The organism is Streptomyces sp. NPDC051172 (genome assembly GCF_040682555.1).
GTDB lineage: Bacteria > Actinomycetota > Actinomycetes > Streptomycetales > Streptomycetaceae > Streptomyces.
Genome location: NZ_JBFBBE010000062.1, coordinates 35,134 through 55,686, shown reverse-complemented (window position 1 = coordinate 55,686; position 20,553 = coordinate 35,134). Strand labels below are relative to the sequence as shown.

Here is a 20,553-nt window from a genome sequence, read left to right as displayed (position 1 = left end):
CTCTGCCGTTCCCTTGGCTGGGATGTGGGTGGCGTCGCGTGGGGGGGCGCCCATGTCTCATCGGGCCGTTTCTGGTGGGCGGGTGCTGTGGCCCGGCGCGACAGACCGGCCCTCGATGCCGGACACCCAGTGGCGGGGCCCGGACAGCACAGGGCCCCGGAACCGGCGCAGGGGTCCCGGGGCCCGGTCAGAGGGTGGTTCTGTACGAACCGCCCGCCGCAGCCGTCATACGCGCCGCAGCACTGCCACCACCTTGCCGAGGATGGTCGCGTCGTCGCCCGGGATCGGCTCGTACGCCGCGTTGTGCGGGAGGAGCCAGACGTGGCCGTCCTCGCGCTTGAAGCGCTTGACGGTGGCCTCGCCTTCCAGCATGGCGGCGACGATGTCGCCGTTCTCGGCGACCGGCTGGCGACGCACCGTGACCCAGTCGCCGTCGCAGATCGCGGCCTCGATCATGGAGTCGCCGACGACCTTCAGCACGAACAGCTCGCCGTCACCGACCAGCTGGCGGGGGAGAGGGAAGACGTCCTCGACCGACTCCTCGGCAAGGATCGGGCCACCGGCGGCGATACGGCCGACCAGCGGGACGTACGACGCGGCGGGCTTGCCGGCGGTGTCCGTGGGCTGCACGGAGGCGCCCTGGTCGGAGCCGCGCACCTCGTACGCGCGCGGGCGGTGCGGGTCGCGGCGCAGGAAGCCCTTGCGCTCCAGTGCCATCAGCTGGTGTGCGACAGAGGAGGTGCTGGAGAGGCCGACCGCCTGGCCGATCTCCCGCATCGACGGCGGGTAGCCGCGCCGCTGCACGGAGTCCCTGATGACCTCGATCACTCGGCGCTGCCGGTCGGTGAGGCCCGAGCTGTCCGCCCGGATGCCCGGAGGTCGGCCCGGTAGGGAGCGCTTGGGCCCCTCGGGATTCACGGCTTCGTTCATTGCATGCACCGGCTCGAGTCGGCCCTGGGAGCGGTCCTGGGCAGTGATGGTGGCACTGTCTGCGGTGGTGGTCACGTCGGCCCCTCTCGATGGTCTCCCTGCTGGACAACGGTAGTTGCTTTCGAAAGGTTGCGCCAAACACACGTTCGAGTGAAAAAACGCGGATCGCCGTACGTGATCACGTGTCTGGGTGTATGGCTAACGCGGTACCTGGCGGACAAAAGGGCCCATTGTTGTACTCTTCACCGCCGGGGTACTGACCTCGTGGGTTCCTGCCCCAGTCTGCCATCTGGCATTCCGTCAACCAGGCACAGGTCTCCATCTCTGCGGGAGCCCCACGTCGCCTCCCTGTGGCGCCCACGGTATCTCCGCATGTGCGGCAACGGTACGGCTGTGCACCTGCGGATCCGGTGCGCCGCACCGGTCGCGTGGCACATGCCAATACGTGCGCGACACGCGCGTAGGCAGTGCATGCATGGGCCAATCCCCACATGTAGTGGTTGGATTGCAGCAGCAGCCCAGAAGTTGTGGTCCCCCGGGTCTTCAGGCTCCTGGCGATCGCCTATGCTTGGGGCTGCTTCGAGGGGCCCATGAGGCCCAGCGAGGCTATTGAGTCTGCTGTGAGGAGGGTTGGGAGTTCATGCACTGCCCCTTCTGCAGGCACCCCGACAGCCGTGTCGTCGACAGTCGTACGACCGACGACGGCACGTCGATCCGCAGGCGCCGCCAGTGTCCGGACTGCTCCCGTCGTTTCACGACCGTGGAGACGTGCTCGCTCATGGTGGTCAAGCGGTCCGGAGTCACCGAGCCTTTCAGCCGTACCAAGGTCATCAATGGCGTGCGCAAGGCATGCCAGGGACGGCCTGTCACCGAGGACGCACTCGCCCAGCTCGGCCAGCGGGTCGAGGAGGCGGTGCGGGCCACCGGAAGCGCCGAACTGACCACCCACGACGTGGGGCTGGCCATACTCGGCCCGTTGCAGGAGCTCGACCTCGTCGCGTATCTGCGATTCGCCTCGGTCTACCGGGCATTCGACTCGCTCGAGGACTTCGAGGCCGCGATCGCGGAACTCAGGGAGGAGAGGCGACCCGTCGCCGCGGACAACGACGACCGCGAGGACGCTGTCGCGGGGGGCCATGAAGAAGACTGCGGGCCCGGAGGGACTGCTCAGGTCCCCGAGCCCGCCCACGCCGCCGACTGATCGGCGGGCCGGAACCGGGCGGAGGCCCGGATTCCGGCCGGACGGCGGCCATCGAAGACCCGTTGCGGGCGGCAGCGCGAGATGCCCGCAACGCCAGACACAACACCGTGCCACGGGAACATCGGGGCACTTCAGGGCGTTTTAGCCCGTACAGGGAGGCGGCATGACAGAGACGGCGAGCGGTCCGGCACGGAGTTCCCGCGCCAAGGGCACCAAGGCGACCAAGGGACTGCGTATCGAGCGCATCCACACCACCCCCGGCGTGCACCCGTACGACGAGGTGGCCTGGGAGCGCCGTGACGTCGTCATGACCAACTGGCGCGACGGCTCGGTCAACTTCGAGCAGCGCGGCGTCGAGTTCCCCGACTTCTGGTCGGTGAACGCGGTCAACATCGTCACCAGCAAGTACTTCCGCGGTGCCGTCGGCACCCCGCAGCGCGAGGTGAGCCTGAAGCAGCTCATCGACCGCATCGTGAAGACGTACCGGAAGGCCGGCGAGGACTACAAGTACTTCGCCTCGCCCGCCGACGCCGAGATCTTCGAGCACGAGCTGGCGTACGCCCTCCTGCACCAGATCTTCAGCTTCAACAGCCCCGTGTGGTTCAACGTGGGCACCCCGCAGCCCCAGCAGGTCTCCGCCTGCTTCATCCTGGCCGTCGACGACTCCATGGAGTCGATCCTCGACTGGTACAAGGAAGAGGGCATGATCTTCAAGGGCGGCTCCGGCGCCGGCCTGAACCTCTCCCGCATCCGCTCCTCCAAGGAGCTGCTGTCCTCGGGCGGCAACGCCTCCGGTCCGGTCTCCTTCATGCGCGGCGCCGACGCGTCCGCCGGCACCATCAAGTCCGGTGGCGCCACCCGCCGTGCCGCCAAGATGGTCATCCTCGACGTCGACCACCCCGACATCGAGGACTTCATCGTGACCAAGGTGAAGGAAGAGGAGAAGATCCGCGCCCTGCGCGACGCGGGCTTCGACATGGACCTCGGTGGCGAGGACATCACCTCGGTCCAGTACCAGAACGCCAACAACTCGGTCCGTGTGAACGACGAGTTCATGAAGGCGGTCGAGCAGGGCGGCAAGTTCGGCCTGCGCGCGCGGATGACCGGAGAGGTCATCGAAGAGGTCGACGCCAAGGCCCTGTTCCGCAAGATGGCCGAGGCCGCCTGGGCCTGCGCCGACCCGGGCATCCAGTACGACGACACCATCAACCACTGGCACACCTGCCCGGAGTCCGGCCGTATCAACGGCTCGAACCCCTGCAGCGAGTACATGCACCTGGACAACACGTCCTGCAACCTGGCCTCGCTGAACCTGATGAAGTTCCTGAAGGACGACGGCAAGGGCCACCAGTCCTTCGAGGTCGAGCGCTTCGCGAAGGTCGTCGAGCTCGTCATCACCGCGATGGACATCTCCATCTGCTTCGCGGACTTCCCGACCCAGAAGATCGGTGAGAACACGCGGGCGTTCCGCCAGCTCGGCATCGGCTACGCCAACCTCGGCGCCCTGCTGATGGCGACCGGTCACGCCTACGACTCCGACGGCGGCCGCGCCCTCGCCGGTGCCATCACCTCCCTGATGACCGGCACGTCGTACAAGCGCTCCGCCGAACTCGCCGCGGTCGTCGGCCCGTACGACGGTTACGCCCGCAACGCCAGTGCTCACAACCGCGTCATGAAGCAGCACGCCGACGCCAACACCGTGGCCGTCCGCATGGACGACCTGGACACGCCGGTCTGGGCCGCCGCCACGGAGGCCTGGCAGGACGTGCTGCGCCTCGGTGAGAAGAACGGTTTCCGCAACTCCCAGGCGTCGGTCATCGCCCCGACCGGCACCATCGGTCTGGCGATGTCCTGCGACACCACCGGCCTGGAGCCCGACCTCGCCCTGGTCAAGTTCAAGAAGCTGGTCGGCGGCGGCTCGATGCAGATCGTCAACGGCACGGTTCCGCAGGCCCTGCGCCGCCTGGGCTACCAGGAGGAGCAGATCGAGGCGATCGTCGCCCACATCGCCGAGCACGGCAATGTCATCGACGCCCCGGGCCTCAAGCACGAGCACTACGAGGTGTTCGACTGCGCCATGGGCGAGCGCTCCATCTCCGCGATGGGCCACGTCCGCATGATGGCCGCGATCCAGCCGTGGATCTCCGGCGCCCTGTCCAAGACGGTCAACATGCCGGAGTCGGCGACCGTCGAGGAGGTCGAGGAGATCTACTTCGAGGCCTGGAAGCTGGGCGTCAAGGCGCTCGCCATCTACCGCGACAACTGCAAGGTCGGCCAGCCGCTCTCCGCCAAGACCAAGGAGAAGGAGAAGGCCGAGGTCACGGAGAAGGCCGAGGCGGCCATCCGCGAGACGGTCGAGAAGGTCATCGAGTACCGCCCGGTCCGCAAGCGTCTGCCCAAGGGCCGTCCCGGCATCACGACGTCCTTCACGGTCGGCGGCGCCGAGGGCTACATGACCGCCAACTCCTACCCGGACGACGGTCTCGGCGAGGTCTTCCTGAAGATGTCCAAGCAGGGCTCGACTCTCGCGGGCATGATGGACGCCTTCTCCATCGCGGTTTCCGTCGGCCTCCAGTACGGGGTGCCGCTGGAGACGTACGTCTCGAAGTTCACCAACATGCGCTTCGAGCCGGCCGGTATGACGGACGACCCGGACGTGCGGATGGCGCAGTCGATCGTCGACTACATCTTCCGCCGCCTGGCGCTGGACTTCCTGCCGTTCGAGACGCGCTCCGCCCTCGGCATCCACTCCGCCGAGGAGCGCCAGCGTCACCTGGAGACCGGTTCCTACGAGCCCTCCGAGGACGAGGTGGACGTCGAGGGCCTCGCCCAGTCGGCTCCGCGCGCCCAGGAGCTCAAGGCCGTCGCCACGCCGCGTGCCGAGGTCGAGGCGGCCAAGCCCGCCCCGAAGCAGGCCCACACCAGCGCCGAGCTGGTGGAGATGCAGCTGGGCATCCAGGCCGACGCCCCGCTGTGCTTCTCCTGCGGTACGAAGATGCAGCGGGCCGGCTCCTGCTACATCTGCGAGGGCTGCGGCTCGACCAGCGGTTGCAGCTGACGCCGGTACTGAACCAGCTGTCGAGGGCGGCGGAGCGTTTCACGGCTCCGCCGCCCTCGGCTTTTCGCTCCAATGCGAAAACTTGTTCCCCCGCAGGACGATCACCGGTTAGGCTCCTCCCGCGCACGACCGGCGCGAACGGCAGGGTGGGGAACGTGGGGGACATGGTCGACGATTTCGCCGACTCCAAAAAGACAACGAGCGAGCCCGGGAAGCCCGTGAACGTGGCGGCTCAGGTGATCGCCGCGATCGTGGTGGTCGGGGGCCTCGCAGGGCTTCTGTGGGCGCTGGACCTGGACTCGAAGGCGTCCGCCGACCGCGGGCCGGCGACCTGCACGGCCACGCACGGCAGCAAGCCGTCGAAGCCGGTCTCGGGCGCCCGGCTCTGCACGGCACTCAACCGCCCGGACCTGCCCGCGCTGCTCGGCACACCGGACGAGTACGCGGAGACCGCCGACGGCAACGAGAGCACGATCACCTCGGCCGACGGCACGAAAACCACCACCCCCGAGGCGGACGTCGACCTGAAGACGTACTCCCTGAGGCTTTCGGCATCCGACGACGATCTCGGCGTGGCCGACATGGCTGGTCTGCTGGGCACCGGTGCGGAGAAGAAGACGGTGCTCGGACATCCGGCGGTCGTCTACTCGGACCGGACCATCGCCCTGAGCTTCAACCTCGGAGGCGGCAAGGCCAAGAGTGGTCCTGGCGGCATCGCCCGCAGCCTGCTGGTCGCCCGGGACGCCAGGGACGGCGGCGGCTACTTCGAAGTCGCCCTCTGGCGCCAGGACTTCGGGACGCCCGACGACGCGGCCCTGTTCCGCGTCGCCGAGAAGGTGCTGCCGACGGTCCCGGGATGGGACGCCGGCTGACCCGACGTCAGGGCTGGTGCGCCCGGCCCATGTCCCGGGTGAATGCCGCCGGGTCGTCCTCGAATCCGTGGATCCCGGGACGAAACGTCCACTCGCCGGACTCGTCGCGTATGAACTCCCCGACTGTCGCCGCCATGGCCCCGAGGACGTCGCCGAAGTCGTACTCGGCCAGGACGGTGTAGCCCTCCCGGATGCGCAGCCCCGGGTTGATCACGCCGACGAAGGTGCGGTGCGCCGAGCGCTGCTGGATGACGACGCCGACCACCACGCGCGCGTACCGCTCGCTGAGCCGGTCCAGCTCCAGCGTCATGACCTCGTCCCAGCCGAAGCCCTTGCCGTCCTTGCTGTCCCGGTTGAGGTAGATCGTGCCGTCCGGGGAACGGCTGTCGAAGTGCACCACGTAGGCGGGATCGCCGTATGCGTCGCCCGCCGGATAGGTGGCGGCGACGATGTCGAGATCGGTGTCCGCCTGTCCCGCCGGACTGGGGTCCCACTTGAGCGCGACCTCGACCTTGCGGATCCCCTTGTTGATGCCGGTCACCGGACCTCCCCTTCCCCGTCTCCCCGTGTGCCCCTGTCCGGCCCGAACTGCGCGACGGACTGGGCCTGTTGTCCATCCTGCCACGCGCGCGTGGAGGTGTGCGCCGGAGCTGTCCACCGGAGCGTGACCGGCGCCACGCTCCGTGGCCTTACCATGGCGCGGTGCTGGTCAAGTGGATTCGCTGCACCGTGGTGGACCGCCGCGGCTTCGAGCGGGGGCAGCGAAAGTGGGCGGGGCTTCTGGGGGAGCCGGGGTTTCGGGGACAAGGTGGTGGCTGGAGCCGGGGACGCACAGGAGTGGCCCACATCTTCACCTTCTGGGAGAGCCGTGCCTTCTACGACTCCTTCATGGCCCGTTCCCATGATCGGCTTGCGGCGGCCCAGTCGGGCACCTTCAAGGATGCCCAGGTCAAGCTTTTCGACTACCGCTTCGACGTGAAGACCGGCTTCGAGCCGCGCTTCACGGACGCGGACCTGCTGCGGGTCGCCCTCTGCCGGGTGCACGAGGAACGGGCCGAGCACTTCACGCTGATGCAGGAGAAGGTCTGGAACCCCGCCATGGCCGGCTCTCCCGGCATGATCCGGGGTCTGTTCGGCGAGGCACCGGGTCACGAGTTCCTGGTGCTGTCCATGTGGCGATCGGCTGCCGAACACGGCAAGTACCGCACGGAGCGCGTGGAGCGGCTCGCCCTGCGGGCCCAGACGGAGGCTGACGTGGCGGCGCTCACGGGCGACATCATTGAGCTGGAACCGACCTGGACGGTCTGACGCGTTCGGTTTGGAAACTGGACGCTTTACTTGAGCGGCTTGGTGTGGCCAGTGGTGCAGGAAGTGTGTGACCTACGCCGTATGGAGGCCATACGAGTGCTCGATCAGCCGTCACTCGATCTAGGGTTTTGGCATGGTACGACCACGGCGCATCGTCCTTGTCCGGCACGGAGAGTCAACGGGCAATGTTGATGACACCGTTTACGAGCGGGAGCCCGATCATGCGCTGGCGCTGACCGAGCGGGGCTGGCAGCAGGCCGAGGAGACCGGCAAGCGGTTGCGCGAGGTCTTCGGCCGTGAGCGCGTCAGCGTGTACGTGTCGCCGTACCGCCGCACGCATGAGACCCTGCGCGCCTTCCATCTCGATCCCGAGCTCATACGGGTGCGGGAGGAACCCCGGCTGCGCGAACAGGACTGGGGAAACTGGCAGGACCGCGACGACGTGCGCCTCCAGAAGGCCTACCGGGATGCGTACGGTCACTTCTTCTACCGCTTCGCCCAGGGGGAGTCCGGTGCCGACGTGTATGACCGGGTCGGCGGCTTCCTGGAGAGCCTGTACCGCAGCTTCGAGGCCCCCGACCATCCGTCCAACGTGCTGCTGGTGACCCACGGCCTGGCCATGCGGCTGTTCTGCATGCGCTGGTTCCACTGGACGGTCGCGGAATTCGAGTCGCTGTCGAATCCGGGGAACGCGGAGATGCGGATGCTCGTTCTCGGGGACGACGGCAAGTACGTGCTCGACCGGCCTTTCGAACGCTGGCGAGAACCGGAACCGTACGGGATCACCGGATAGAGTGGCAGAGCGATGACCCCTGACTCCTCTTCCGACGGGCGCCTGGACCGCGCCGTGGCCAGCCTGCGTGGACTGGCGGTGGGGGATGCACTGGGCTCGCAGTTCTTCGTACCGGTGAACTATCCGCTGCTGAAGCGTCGCGAGCTGCCGCCGGGCCCCTGGCAGTGGACCGACGACACGGAGATGGCCTGTTCCGTGGTCGCGGTCCTGGCCGCCCACCATCGCATCGACCAGGACGCCCTGGCGCTTTCCTTCGCCCACCACCACGACTTCGACCGGGGGTACGGTCCCGCGGTCAATCGTCTGCTGCGGCTGGTTCGAGAGGGCGGGGACTGGCGCGAGCTGGCCGCCGAGCTCTTCAAGGGACAGGGTTCCTGGGGCAACGGAGCGGCCATGCGGATCGCCCCGCTGGGCGCCTGGTACGCGGACGACCCGGAACAGGCGACGCATCAGGCGGAGATCTCCGCGTACCCCACGCACCAGCACCGCGAGGCCGTCGTCGGTTCCATGGCGGTTGCGGCGGCCGCCGCGCTGGTCGCCGCCCCCGGCGGTCCGCCGAGCCCGGAGGCACTCCTCGACGGAGTCGTCGCACTCGTCCCGAAGAGCGCCGTCAGTGCGGGCCTGCGGCGCGCACGGGACATGCTCGACTACGCCGACGCGGGCACCGTCGCGGCCGTACTGGGCTGCGGACGGCGTACGTCCGCCCATGACACCGTGCCCTTCGCGCTCTGGTCGGCCGCGCGGGCCCTCGCCGACTTCGAGAAGGCGTTCTGGGCGACCGCGCAGGTCGGTGGTGACGTGGACACCACATGCGCCATCGTGGGCGGGGTGCTCGCCGCCGGGAAGGCCGGCCTGCCGCCTGCCGAGTGGGCACGGCGGACGGAGGCGCTGCCGGACTGGGTGCCGACCGTCCGGACACCGTCGGTTTGAAGCCTCCGCGGCCCGCGTAGCCTGCCCGGAGACGCCGCCGGAAACTCTCTGTGCTCGCCGGGAACTCTGCGTGACCGCACGGCCGTTGTTGTGACGTAAGCCGTGTGCCGCAGGAGCGGGTGTACTGCACCTGACGTGCGAAAGGTCCGGGGGTGGTCGTGCAGTTCGTGCTCGTGTGGGCGGTGCTTTCACCCCTGATCTTGCTGTGCCCCGCGGGGCGTGTGCTGAGGGCCGGACCGGCGACCTCGCCGTCGGCCCTGGCGAGTGCTGCCAGGTCGCTCTTGCGGACCCGGATCACGAACCGTCGCGTCCGGTGGTGTTCCGACCTGCGTTGTCAGGTTCCGATCGGCGCCGACGGGGTGACGTCATACGGTGAGGGGTACCTGCCCGCGTCCCGGTTTCCGCGGCTCGGGGCGCCGCACGACGCCCGTGGGCCGATGCTCCCTGTGGTGGACGGGGCGGTTCGGTCACGGGCGCCATGATCGGGGGCCGTCGGGGGTTATACGGCCGGGGCGCCGCCCGCGCCGCTGAGGGCCTCCAGATCGCTCTTGCGGACGCGTATGACGACACCGGCGACGGCGAGCGCGAGGACGGCCATGGCTGCGGCCGGGATGAAGGCCGAGGAGATGCCGTGTGCGAGGACTTCGTGGCTCCACGGGGCCGGCAGCTGGTGGGTCTTGGCGAACGCGGCCTTCTGCTCGGGTGAGGCCTTGGCCATGAACGACGCGGCCTGCTTGGTCGCCTCGTCGCGGCTGGCCGAGCCGAAGACAGTGGTCAGGATGGACAGACCGAGTGAACCGCCCACCTGCTGGGTCGCATTGAGCAGGGCGGAGGCCGCGCCCGCGTCGTGTGGGGCGACGCCGGAGACGGCGGTCACGGTGACGGTGACGAAGTTGAGCCCCATGCCGAAGCCGAAGATCAGCATCGGGCCGAGCACTCCGCCGACGTACGAGCTACCCGAGTCGATCAGCGACTGCCAGGCCAGGCCGATGGCGACGAGAGTGGCGCCGGTGATCAGGAACGGCTTGGGGCCGAATGTCGGCAGCAGCCGCTGCGATATCCCCGCGCCCAAGGCGATGACGACGGTGACGGGCAGGAAGGCGAGGCCGGCACGGATGGGGGAGTAGCTCAGCACGTTCTGTACGAAGAGCACGATGTAGAAGAACATGCCGAACATCGCCGCGGCGAGGCTGATCATGATCACGTACGTGCCTGAGCGGTTGCGGTCGGCGAACATCCGCAGCGGGGTGATCGGTTCCTTGGCGCGGGTCTCCACGAGCATGAAGGCGGCGAGGAGCACCACGGCCGCGCCGAACGCGCCGAGGGTGAGCGAATCCCGCCAGCCGTCGGATGCCGCCCTGATGAACCCGTAGACCAGGGCGACCATACCGAGCGTCGAAGTGGCCGCTCCGGTGAGGTCGAAGCGCCCGGGGTGTCGCTCGGACTCGTTGATGTAGCGCGGTGCGAGCGCCGCGATGAGGATGCCGATGGGTACGTTGACGAAGAGCACCCAGCGCCAGTTGAGCCACTCGGTGAGGAGTCCGCCGGCCAGGAGGCCGAGGGCGCCGCCGCCTGCGGAGACGGCCGCGAAGATACCGAACGCCCTGTTGCGTTCCGGGCCTTCGGGGAAGGTCGTGGTGATGAGCGCGAGGGAGGTGGGCGATGCGATCGCGCCGCCCATGCCCTGCAGGACCCGTGCGGCCAGCAACTGCCAGGGTTCCTGGGCGAGTCCGCCGAGCAGCGACGCGACGGTGAAGAGCAGGATGCCGGTGATGAAGACCCGGCGGCGGCCGAGGATGTCACCGGCCCGGCCGCCCAGCAGGAGAAGGCCGCCGAAGGTGAGCGTGTAGGCGCTGACCACCCAGGTCAGGTTGGTGGTGGAGAAGTTCAGGGCGGTCTGGATGTGCGGCAGGGCGATGTTGACGATGGTGGCGTCGAGCACCACCATCAGCTGGCACGCAGCGATGACCGTGAGCGCGATGCCGGGGTGCGACGAGCGTGAGGCCGGACCTGGCGGTGCTGGCGCGGGTGGCTGCGTCTGTATCTGATCGTGCGTCACAGAAGGTCCCCCAGAGGCGAAGTAGTGAACGTATGCGTTCACTAACTGGGACGATAGCGAGTCGGCCTCAGTGAACACAAGCGTTCTTTGAGGGGGTTGCCCCTGGAGGGCGGCTGCAGGTTGACAGGGTCGGTGTATCCGGGTGGGGGTGCGGCATGGTGAGGCGGCGGAGGGCGTGATGGCAGGGAGCTGAGGAGTGGCGTTTCGAGATGACGACCATCCATGCTCCTGGGGAAGACATGCGAAGTCTTGCCATCGAGATGCGTACCTTCTTGGAGTCGGACCCGCCGTAGTGAGCGGAGGCAGTTCGTCGGTCGCCTATGGGCGGCACAAGGCGCCAAGTTGTCGATGGGTGATCAGACAGCAGGCGAGTCTGAGGAACGCTTCGTGGATGTCGGCCCGCCGTTCCCAGCGCGCGTGACCAACTCGGCCCGCCGATCCGGAGTCAGCGCCACCGTGACCGGGCTGACCGTGCTGGTCTTCCCTCTCGGCGTGGGTTCGGCCGGCCCCGCGGGTGGGTGGCTCGCCCACTGTTACGGCGCCCGACGAGTCCCCGTCTTCGGCGCCTGCCTCACTGCTGTCCGCCTGCTCCTGCTCGCTCGGCTGGGCGACGGCTGGTCACCACCCGACGTGGCCTGGCAGCCGTCGCCGGTATGGGCCTGAACGGCGGCCCCGCCCAGGCCCTCGTCAGAGGCGCTGCCCCGGCGACGGCGGCCTGGGACCTGGCCGGTTCGGCAGGCGGGGCGCGGGCCGGGCCGGCACGGGCCGCGGGTGCCGCCTTTCTCGCCGTACGCCTGCTCGCCCTGCCCGCCCGCGCTCCGGCCGCCCGGGTGCATGTGTGGAATCACCGGCTGGGCGTCCCTCCACCACGACGCCCGCCCGCAGACGCCGGTCATCGAAGCCGTGACCGCCGTCCTCGCCCCGCGCGGCCCCGACGCGGGCGGCGTCCGGCTCGTCGAGCACCCCGAGATCAGCCACCGGAGGCCGGCCTTCATCGACCTCGAAGGCAGCGCCCAGCCGATGCCCGACTGGCCCGGCGCGCCGACCGCCGCGCTCGGTTGCGGCGGCGAGGACCTCGCCGAGCACCTGGACGGCATGTTCGCCTTCGTCGTCTGGGACCAGCGGGCGCAGTGTGCCGGGCCGTGGTCCACGGCGGCCCGGCCTTCGCCTCCGAGCCAAGGAGCTGTTCGCCCACCCGGAGGTACGGCCCAGGGTGGATGCGGACGGACTCCGGGAGGCGTACGGTCGCGGGCCGCGCGTGAAGCCCTGCCGCAGCCCATGGCATTTCGCTGGGCACGGCCCACGACGTCAGGATGCGGCTGCTGCGAGGGGAGGAACTCATGGCGTGGGCAAGTCCCTCATGAGCCACTGGACGCGCTGGAACGCGGACGGCACAGGGGAGCGCGCGGTGGAGACGCCGGCGGAGGTTGAGGGGATTCAGGCCGTTCCGGTGCCTGAACCGTCGAAAGAGCCGCCGTTGCCTGAGATGCTGGTCGAGGGCGTGGTCGACCCTCGCTTGTTCCACCCGGGCGCCGGCGATGTTGAGGACGGTGAAACACGCGATGGAACCGTCGCGTCGAGTACCACCATGAGTCGGCAGGCCGCGAGGACTGCGAGCGCAATGCCGGGATGCCCCTCCCGGCGAGCCGCACCCGGCTTCTGCTCCTTGATCAACTGAGAGGTCGTCATCATGGGTCCCCCGCAAAGGCGTCAGTGAACGCAAGCGTTCACTTGAATTGGCCTCACGTGGCGAATCCCCCGTTGCTGCCACCTGGCGCTCTCCCGCCGCCCGAAAACTCCGCTCCCCCTGCTCGCTGGAGATACACAGATGGTTACTTCGCGCTGGACGGCCGCCCCCGCTCAGGCGGCCTCCCTCCGTCGGCGCGGCGCCGTGCTCGAACGCGCGATCCTCGATGCCGCCCTGGAACAGCTCAGCACGGTCGGCTGGAACGGCCTCACCATGGAGGGCGTCGCCGCCGGCGCCCAGACCGGCAAGGCCGCCGTCTACCGGCGCTGGCCGTCCAAGGAGGACCTCGTCGCTGACGCCCTGCAAGCCGGGCTTCCGCGCATGGAGGAAGCGCCCGACCTGGGTAGCGTGCGTGAAGATCTGCTCGCGCTGTGCCGGCAGGCGCGTGAGGCGATGTTCTCGCGACCGGGTTTCGCGGTCCGCTCCGTGATTCACGAATGCGACCCGATTCAGGCGGAGCGCTTCCATGGCGTGATCTTCGACGGGATCGTGGAGCCCACCATCAAACTGCTTCGCGAGGTCATCACCCGTGGAATAGAGCGGAATGAGGTGCGGCCCGACGCGGCGAACAGCTATGTCTTCGATGCCATTCCGGCCATGATGATGTACCGCTCCAAGCTACGCGGAAGCGAATGGGGCGATCGTGATCTCGAGGAGATGATCGACCAGTTGATGGTTCCGCTGCTGCGACCGGGCGTCGGCTGAGTGCGGGGAGCCGCCGTCCTGAAGCGGGAGTGGGAGCCGGGTGTCGCCGGGTGATCCGCGGGGCGTACGCTGAGAGCGCCATGCCGTACGAACCACCTACTCACACCGTCGAGCGCTCCCTTCGCGCCACGACCGGAGCGAAGATCATTGCCGGTGTCGACGAGGTGGGGCGCGGTGCGTGGGCCGGCCCCGTCACCGTCTGCGCGGCGGTCACGGGACTGCGTCGGCCTCCCGAGGGCCTCACCGACTCCAAGCTGCTCACCGTCAAGCGGCGCACCGTCCTTGCCGTGGAACTGCGGAAGTGGGTGACCTCGTACGCGCTGGGGCACGCCTCGCCGGAGGAGATCGACGAACTGGGCATGACCGCGGCACTGCGCCTGGCGGCGGGGCGCGCCCTGGAAGCTCTGCCGGTCCGTCCCGACGCGGTGATCCTCGACGGCAAGCACAACTATCTGGGCTCGCCCTGGCAGGTCCGTACGGTCATCAAAGGCGACCAGTCATGTGTGGCGGTCGCGGCGGCCTCGGTGATCGCCAAGGTTCAGCGTGACAAAATGATGGCCGAACTGGGTATCGACCATGCAGACTTCGGTTTTGCGGACAACGCCGGGTATCCGTCGCCCGTGCACAAGGCCGCACTGGCGGAGCGGGGGCCCACCCCGTACCACCGGTTGTCGTGGGCGTATCTTGATGCGCTGCCCCAGTGGCGGCATCTCAAGAAGGTCCGCAGTTGGGCGGACGGAGGCGTTCCGGAAATCGAGGGTCAGCTCGGCTTCGACTTCTGACGAATCCGCTCGCGCTCATGTGCCACCCGCCGACGCGAGCCGCACCAACGTTTGATAAATATCAGCCCATGCCTCTCATTCCCGAGGAGCCTCAGATTCACGAGAGTGCCCAGGGTCCCCGCGCCACGCCGGCCAGCGGCCGCACCGCGCCGACCCCCCGTCCCGTACCCGGTCCCCGTCCCGCGGCTCCGCCGCGTCCCGGTCGTCCTGGTCCGCTCCGGCCCACGCCGCCGGTGCAGCGCGCGTCGCGTGACGTGGCCGTGGCTGAGTCCGGACCCTCGGTCCCGGCCGCCCCTGCCACCGTCACTGCTTCGGCGACTCCGCAGATCCAGCTGATCCCGGCCTCGGCGGAGGGCGCACTCGACGCCGCCGAGGAGGCCGTGGACCTGCTTCTGGACTCGGGTCGTGCCCCCGGCGAGGTACTGGTGATCACCACCGGTGAACAGCACCCGTGGGCCGCCCACGAGCTGTCCTTCGGTGAAGCCTCCTACTGGGCGCAGCACGACGCGGGCGACGACGTCTTCTACACGGACGCCTCGGTCGCCGGTCGCGCCGCCGCGCGCCCCGTGGTCGTGGTTGCCGTCAACGGCGGCTCCGACGCAACAGCCGCCTCCGCCCTGCCGCTGGCCCTCACCCGGGCCGGGGCCCTGCTGATCGTCTGCGGCGACCCGCAGCAGATCAACTCGGTGCTGGGCGCGGGCGTCTGAGTCTGTTCCGGTACGCCCACGGCGCCACCGGAGCGACGAGGACGCCGCTGTGGCGGCATCGGCACAGCGGGCGTTTCGGCGTGCATAGATACGGCCGGGACGCCCGGTGCGCGCGCTTCGTCCTGTGGTGTGACGGGCGAGGGGCAGCGCCGACGCGCTGGGCGGGCGTCCGGCGTTCTTGCGGCGAACGTCTCCCGGAGCATCCGCCGGTGACCGCTCGGAGTGCCGACGGGTGGCCTTGACCGGCGTGTGCAACTCCCCGCGGGTGCTGCGCAGCCGGCGCGCGAAGGAAGCATGCTGGTCGGTCGGGCGGGACCCGTCGGTGTCTCAGCGGGCCGCGGCGCGGCGCAGGACCTCCGAGGCGGCACCACCGGTGCGGGGCAGCGGAGGCGGCGCCTCGGACATGCCGAAGGGCTCCGGCGAGGAGTCCGCGTTGGGGCGGCGCCCGCCACGGCCCTCACCGAGCACCTGCCAGCCGTCCCGGGTCAGCGTGATGTACGCCCCGCAGCGCAGCCCGTGCAGTGTGCACGCGTCACGCAGGCCCCACATCCATGCGCCGTCCTCCTCGGTCCAACGCGCGTCGCCCTCACGGCAGTAGAGCAGCACCGCGGTGCGCACCGGTGTGCGCCGCCGCAGGTCGTGCGGGATGACCCGGCGAAGCTGCGCAAGCAGCGTGTTGCGAAACATCCAGCCGTCGGCGGGAGCCGGACGGCGGGTGAACGAGGCGCTCGCGCACAGGCGTTCGTCCGGGTCGAGGACGGCCACCACCGCGGTCGTGGGCCTTGGGTGATGCCGGGAATGGAGTCCGCTGACGACCTCTCGGGGATTGCGCAGCAGAGGAATTCCGGCGGCGGCCCACTCCGCGGGTTCGAGCATGCGGGTGAGAGGGTTGGCGGATGCGGCGGACAGGTCGGCAGACGTCGACGTGGATGCCGCCGAGGACGGAGCGAATCCGAAGGTCACGGTCCTCCCTTCGGCTACGCGCCCACACTGCGGGCGGGGTCATGTTCAGGGGAGCGCACGCCGCAGCAGAGCCCTACCGGACCACGGGCGAGCCGTGCGGGGAGCGGAGTTCAATTCTTCCTGCCGAACTTGGATGCGGCAACGAGCAATTGGGGCCACTGACCGAAACGCGGTGGTGTGCGGTTTATATCCCTACCCAGTACGTTGCGTCACGACGCATGCGCCGACCGTTCACGTCGAGTTGGCGCACCGTTGGGGTGAGGGGTTCGAGGCATGGCTGCCGAGCCGGGTGCGGTGCCGCGGTCAGCCTTGGACGGCCAGGACGAGTGGCAACACCCCCTGCGCACCGGTACGGCGGAGCAGGCGGGCCGCGACCGCGAGCGTTCAGCCGGTCTCGGTGAAGTCGTCCACGAGGAGCACCGGGCCCGCGGCCTCGGCGAGAGCGGAAGCGAGGGCGGCCGGCACGGTCGGCGTGCCGGCCAGTGCCGTCGCAGCGGCCGCAAGTGCAGAGGGGCGCTGGGTAAGGGCCCACACGCTGCTTCACAGCGACCTGGATGTCGATTTCGAAGGCAACGGCACCTGGGAGTTCGTTGTCGATGTCTTCGACGCGCCGATCCCGCTGGCGGAATCGGAAGAGGCTGCCGTCCTCGCTTGTTGTTTGTCGCGGAGCGAGATGATTCCCCGCGCGGACCGCACCTTGCGTCTGCCTGGGCCATGGGAGGCAGCGACCTCTCTCGTCTCGGTGTCGCGTTGGTCCCTGGCCCGCGCCCGCTGGCTGGGGCCCGGCGGACCACCAGTGGCGCTGGGCGGATTCGCGGATTGTCAGTGGCGTCGGGTTGCATGGGGGCATGGACAACTTGGAGCTCCGTGCTGAAGCCGATGCCATCCTCGCTGAGCTCGTCGGTGATCCAAGCCGTGCGGCGCGGCTGCGGGAAGATCAGTGGCAGGCGGTGGCGGCCTTGGTCGAGGAGCGTCGGCGTGCCCTGGTGGTGCAGCGCACCGGGTGGGGAAAGTCGGCTGTGTACTTCGTCGCTACCGCGCTGCTGCGTCGGCGTGGCGCCGGCCCGACGGTGATCATCTCGCCGTTGCTGGCGTTGATGCGTAACCAGGTGGAGTCGGCCGGGCGGGCCGGTATTCAGGCGCGCACGATCAACTCGGCGAATCCGGAGGAGTGGGACACCATCTACGGGGAGGTCGAGCGTGGCGAGACCGACGTTCTCCTTGTGAGTCCGGAACGCCTCAATTCCGTGGATTTTCGCGATCAGGTGCTGCCCAAACTTGCGGCCACGACCGGTCTGCTTGTGGTCGACGAGGCGCACTGTATCTCTGACTGGGGTCACGATTTCCGTCCTGATTACCGCCGGCTGCGCACGATGTTGGCGGAGCTGCCGGAGGGCGTGCCGGTACTGGCCACTACGGCGACCGCCAACGCGCGGGTGACCGCGGATGTGGCCGAGCAACTGGGCACGGGTGGTGGGGACGCTCTGGTGCTGCGGGGACCGCTCGACCGGGAAAGCCTGCGATTGGGGGTGCTGGAGTTGCCGGATGCCGCGCATCGACTGGCGTGGCTGGGGGACCGGCTGGGGGATCTGCCGGGTTCGGGGATCATCTACACGCTGACGGTTGCGGCGGCGGAGGAGGTCGCGGCGTTCCTGCGGCAGCGCGGGTATCCGGTGGCTTCTTACACGGGGAAGACGGAGAACGCCGACCGGTTGCAGGCGGAGGAGGATCTGCTGGGCAACCGGGTCAAGGCGCTGGTTGCCACGTCTGCGCTGGGGATGGGCTTCGACAAGCCGGATCTGGGGTTCGTGGTGCACCTGGGGTCGCCCTCGTCCCCGATCGCGTACTACCAGCAGGTGGGGCGTGCGGGGCGTGGTGTGGATCATGCGGATGTGCTGCTGCTGCCCGGGCGGGAGGACGAGGCGATCTGGGCGTACTTCGCCTCGGTGGGCTTCCCGCCCGAGGCGCAGGTCAGACGCACCCTGGCGGTACTGGAGGAGGCGGGTCGTCCGCTGTCGTTGCCGGCGCTGGAGCCGTTGGTGGATCTTCGACGCTCGCGCCTGGAGGCGATGCTGAAGGTCCTGGACGTGGACGGGGCGGTCAAGCGCGTGAAGGGCGGTTGGGCCGCCACTGGGCAGCCGTGGGAGTACGACGCGGAACGGTACGCCTGGGTGGCGAAGCAGCGAGAGGCGGAGCAGCAGGCCATGCGGGACTACGTGGCGTCCACGGAGTGCCGGATGGAGTTCTTGCAGCGGCAGCTCGACGACGAGAAGGCGGTCCCCTGCGGCCGCTGCGACAACTGTGCCGGGCCTTGGCTGGAGGCGGCCGTCTCTCCCGCAGCCCTGGCGGCGGCGATGGGCGAGCTGGACCGCCCGGGGGCCGAGGTTGAGCCCCGCAAGATGTGGCCGACCGGCCTCGCCGCGGTCGGCATGAACCTCAAGGGGCGTATCCCCGCAGGCCAGCAGGCGTTCACCGGGCGCGCGTTGGGCAGGCTGTCGGACATTGGCTGGGGCAACCGCCTGCGGCCCCTTCTGTCGGCGCAGGCTGTGGATGGGCCGGTACCCGACGACGTGCTGGGCGCTGTCGTGACGGTTCTGGCCGACTGGGCGCGTTCGCCGGGCGGGTGGGCCAGCGGCTCCGCTGATGCGCTGGCGCGGCCGGTGGGAATTGTCGCCATGCCGTCCCGTACCCGCCCGCAGCTGGTCGCCTCACTGGCTGAGGGCGTGGCCCGGGTCGGCAGGCTCCCGCTACTGGGCGGCCTGGCCTACACTCCGCAGTCCGATAAGCATGCGGTGCACCGCAGCAATTCTGCCCAGCGGCTGCGCGCCCTGGCTGCCTCGTTCGCTGTGCCCGACGAACTCGCCGCCGCGCTGGCCGTCACCCCCGGCCCGATCCTGCTCGTCGACGACTACACCGACTCCGGCTGGACTCTGGCCGTAGGCGCACGCCTCCTGCGTCAGGCCGGTGCCGATCAGGTGCTCCCGCTGGTCCTTGCCCTGGCCGGGTAGGCATCTGTGCCTGAACCAAGCATTGGCCTACCTGCGGCGCATGATGACGCCATCACTTCAATAGACGAGCGGGGAAGATACGGGGGGCGCCGACAGGCTTCATCGGCCCGTCGTCGACAGCACGGAGGCAGCGCACCGCTGACCGGCGTAAACAGCTCTGCGCTCGGCGTGGGCGACATCGCCGGCCCGGGAATGGTCCGGATCTTGAACGTTGAGTTCCCTCGGACAGTGTTGTCACCCGACGTCTGGCCATCGGGCGAAACCGCCCGGTATGACGGAGCTGGCATGCTGCTTGCGTAGATCCTGACCGTGAAGGACGCCGCCGATTACCTCGGCCTCTCACCCCACACCCGCTATGTTGCGCCACCTACGGCAGGGCCCGCCGAGCTTCCGCATGGGCCCCCGCGGTCGCGTCATGTGCCGGGTGGAGCGGTGACCCGTCCCCGAAACTACTGCAACTCCTACAACTCCTACGTGTGGAAGCCCGCTCTGGCCACAGCGGGCGTGATCGGCCCACTGGACGAGGGCCACCACCGACGGTACTCGCGTCTGGGAGCCGTCCCGGGAACACGGCTTCCACGCCCTGCGCCACTTCTACGCCTCCGAGGAACTGGAAGCCGGACAATCGATTGTCTCCCTGGCCGCCGGCTGGGCACTCCGCCCCCGGGTTCACACTGCGGAAGTACTCCCACTTCCTGCCCAGTGCCGGAGCCCGGGGCACCGCCGCCATCGACGCGATCTTCGCGTAGCCGCCGCTGGTCGGCAGAGCCCGTGGAACGCGCTCGTAGATGTCCCGCCCGGAAGGGACCAGCCAACGCGGTGACCTCCCACGATGAGGCGGATTTGGGCGCCGACCTGAGCGCATGGTCTTTCAGTTGTTCCATGTGTCATCCGCCGGGGCCGCGTGCCCGTCGCCAGATCAGGAGGGTTCCGGTCCCTGCGACTGATGTGGCACTGAGGAGTCCTGGTCCGGGCAGCAGCGCGCCCGCCGGTCGTACGCCATCTGGTGCGCCCGGATCTGGTCTGTGTTGGCGACGGTCCAGGCGTGCAACCGGTTGAACGGTTCCCTCAGAGATTCGCCGAGTGGAGTGAGGGAGTACTCGACCCCGACCGGTGAGGTCGGCAGCACCCGGCGAGTGATCATCCCGTTGCGCTCCAGGCGACGAAGGGTCTGGGTCAGGACCCGGTGGGTCACTCCGTCGATGTGGCGCTTGATCTCATTGAACCGCCTCGGCTCTTCGAGGACCGTCATGACGGTCATCGACCACTTGTCGCTGATCTGGTCGATGATGGCGCGGCAGGTGCTGTCGGGGCTGTGGACGGGGCGTTCGGTGGTCATGGTCCCCCTCGATACTCATGGGGCGCAGCAGCCGCCTTGAGAGGGACATGAATCATCCCGGGCGGCGCGTAGTGCGCACGATGCACCCTGGTCAGGTGGTGCATGTGATGTGTTCATGATGTTGTCGTGACAAAAGGCTGTCAATAAGGGG

18 protein-coding genes and 1 pseudogene are annotated in these 20,553 nt (G+C 69.0%); 12 read left to right on the top strand and 7 right to left on the bottom strand.

Translation table 11 applies throughout. The annotated features are described in order from the left end of the window. Positions 1 to 225: 225 nt before the first annotated feature. Positions 226 to 1,005: a transcriptional repressor LexA gene (gene lexA / locus AB0N07_RS31100; RefSeq protein ID WP_115909488.1), complete on the bottom strand. Its 780-nt coding sequence runs from the start codon at positions 1,003 to 1,005 to the stop codon at positions 226 to 228. 565 nt (positions 1,006 to 1,570) lie between these two features. Here lexA and nrdR point away from each other — a divergent pair. The 3 genes from nrdR to AB0N07_RS31085 all read left to right on the top strand — a co-directional run bounded on the left by nrdR (position 1,571) and on the right by AB0N07_RS31085 (position 6,061). Next, positions 1,571 to 2,131: a transcriptional regulator NrdR gene (gene nrdR, locus AB0N07_RS31095; protein ID WP_365840709.1), complete on the top strand. Its 561-nt coding sequence runs from the start codon at positions 1,571 to 1,573 to the stop codon at positions 2,129 to 2,131. A 163-nt stretch (positions 2,132 to 2,294) separates the two neighbouring features. Further along, complete coding sequence (locus AB0N07_RS31090; RefSeq protein ID WP_365840707.1) at positions 2,295 to 5,189, top strand: vitamin B12-dependent ribonucleotide reductase; 2,895 nt, start codon at positions 2,295 to 2,297, stop codon at positions 5,187 to 5,189. A gap of 164 nt (positions 5,190 to 5,353) precedes the next feature. Continuing rightward, the gene (locus AB0N07_RS31085; RefSeq protein WP_365840705.1) at positions 5,354 to 6,061 is read left to right on the top strand and encodes a DUF6215 domain-containing protein; all 708 of its coding nucleotides are present in this window, start codon (positions 5,354 to 5,356) and stop codon (positions 6,059 to 6,061) included. A gap of 7 nt (positions 6,062 to 6,068) precedes the next feature. Here AB0N07_RS31085 and AB0N07_RS31080 read toward each other — a convergent pair whose 3' ends face one another. Next, a complete protein-coding gene (locus AB0N07_RS31080; protein ID WP_365840703.1) occupies positions 6,069 to 6,602 on the bottom strand; it encodes a TerD family protein in 534 nt (177 codons plus the stop codon). A gap of 161 nt (positions 6,603 to 6,763) precedes the next feature. On the opposite strand from AB0N07_RS31080, the gene AB0N07_RS31075 reads away from it, so the two are divergent. The 3 genes from AB0N07_RS31075 to AB0N07_RS31065 all read left to right on the top strand — a co-directional run bounded on the left by AB0N07_RS31075 (position 6,764) and on the right by AB0N07_RS31065 (position 9,092). Further along, positions 6,764 to 7,369, top strand: a complete 606-nt coding sequence (locus tag AB0N07_RS31075) for a YdbC family protein (protein WP_365840701.1) — start codon at positions 6,764 to 6,766, stop codon at positions 7,367 to 7,369. 133 nt (positions 7,370 to 7,502) lie between these two features. Then, entirely contained in the window at positions 7,503 to 8,162 is a 660-nt protein-coding gene (locus AB0N07_RS31070) for a histidine phosphatase family protein (RefSeq protein WP_365840700.1), read from the top strand. 12 nt (positions 8,163 to 8,174) lie between these two features. Beyond that, on the top strand, positions 8,175 to 9,092 hold the full coding sequence (locus tag AB0N07_RS31065; protein WP_365840698.1) for an ADP-ribosylglycohydrolase family protein: 918 nt from the start codon (positions 8,175 to 8,177) through the stop codon (positions 9,090 to 9,092). A gap of 499 nt (positions 9,093 to 9,591) precedes the next feature. Here the strand turns inward: AB0N07_RS31065 and AB0N07_RS31060 are convergent, their stop codons facing one another. Then, positions 9,592 to 11,136, bottom strand: coding sequence for an MFS transporter (locus AB0N07_RS31060; RefSeq protein ID WP_365840712.1), 1,545 nt, complete (start codon positions 11,134 to 11,136; stop codon positions 9,592 to 9,594). A 333-nt stretch (positions 11,137 to 11,469) separates the two neighbouring features. Further along, positions 11,470 to 11,565: pseudogene (locus AB0N07_RS31055) on the bottom strand (IS5/IS1182 family transposase); the annotation flags it as partial. A 3-nt stretch (positions 11,566 to 11,568) separates the two neighbouring features. On the opposite strand from AB0N07_RS31055, the gene AB0N07_RS31050 reads away from it, so the two are divergent. From AB0N07_RS31050 to AB0N07_RS31030, 5 genes are all read left to right on the top strand, one after another. Beyond that, complete coding sequence (locus AB0N07_RS31050) at positions 11,569 to 11,814, top strand: hypothetical protein (protein WP_365840716.1); 246 nt, start codon at positions 11,569 to 11,571, stop codon at positions 11,812 to 11,814. A 682-nt stretch (positions 11,815 to 12,496) separates the two neighbouring features. After that, positions 12,497 to 12,829, top strand: a complete 333-nt coding sequence (locus AB0N07_RS31045) for a hypothetical protein (RefSeq protein ID WP_365840696.1) — start codon at positions 12,497 to 12,499, stop codon at positions 12,827 to 12,829. Between the two features lie 150 nt (positions 12,830 to 12,979). Continuing rightward, positions 12,980 to 13,603, top strand: coding sequence for a TetR/AcrR family transcriptional regulator (locus AB0N07_RS31040; protein WP_365840694.1), 624 nt, complete (start codon positions 12,980 to 12,982; stop codon positions 13,601 to 13,603). Between the two features lie 80 nt (positions 13,604 to 13,683). Then, on the top strand, positions 13,684 to 14,385 hold the full coding sequence (locus tag AB0N07_RS31035; RefSeq protein WP_365840692.1) for a ribonuclease HII: 702 nt from the start codon (positions 13,684 to 13,686) through the stop codon (positions 14,383 to 14,385). Between the two features lie 68 nt (positions 14,386 to 14,453). After that, positions 14,454 to 15,092 carry a hypothetical protein gene (locus AB0N07_RS31030; protein WP_365840690.1) on the top strand — a complete coding sequence of 213 codons (639 nt, stop codon included), beginning with the start codon at positions 14,454 to 14,456 and terminating at the stop codon, positions 15,090 to 15,092. Positions 15,093 to 15,419: 327 nt separating this feature from the next. On the opposite strand, the gene AB0N07_RS31025 is transcribed toward AB0N07_RS31030, so the two are convergent. Continuing rightward, positions 15,420 to 16,055 carry a hypothetical protein gene (locus AB0N07_RS31025; protein ID WP_365840688.1) on the bottom strand — a complete coding sequence of 212 codons (636 nt, stop codon included), beginning with the start codon at positions 16,053 to 16,055 and terminating at the stop codon, positions 15,420 to 15,422. A 384-nt stretch (positions 16,056 to 16,439) separates the two neighbouring features. Beyond that, positions 16,440 to 16,589, bottom strand: a complete 150-nt coding sequence (locus AB0N07_RS31020; protein ID WP_365840714.1) for a hypothetical protein — start codon at positions 16,587 to 16,589, stop codon at positions 16,440 to 16,442. Positions 16,590 to 16,903: 314 nt separating this feature from the next. Between AB0N07_RS31020 and AB0N07_RS31015 the strand changes: the two genes are divergently transcribed. After that, complete coding sequence (locus AB0N07_RS31015) at positions 16,904 to 19,063, top strand: DEAD/DEAH box helicase (protein WP_365840686.1); 2,160 nt, start codon at positions 16,904 to 16,906, stop codon at positions 19,061 to 19,063. Positions 19,064 to 19,982: 919 nt separating this feature from the next. On the opposite strand, the gene AB0N07_RS31010 is transcribed toward AB0N07_RS31015, so the two are convergent. Continuing rightward, a complete protein-coding gene (locus AB0N07_RS31010; protein ID WP_365840684.1) occupies positions 19,983 to 20,402 on the bottom strand; it encodes a helix-turn-helix domain-containing protein in 420 nt (139 codons plus the stop codon). Positions 20,403 to 20,553 lie beyond the last annotated feature (151 nt).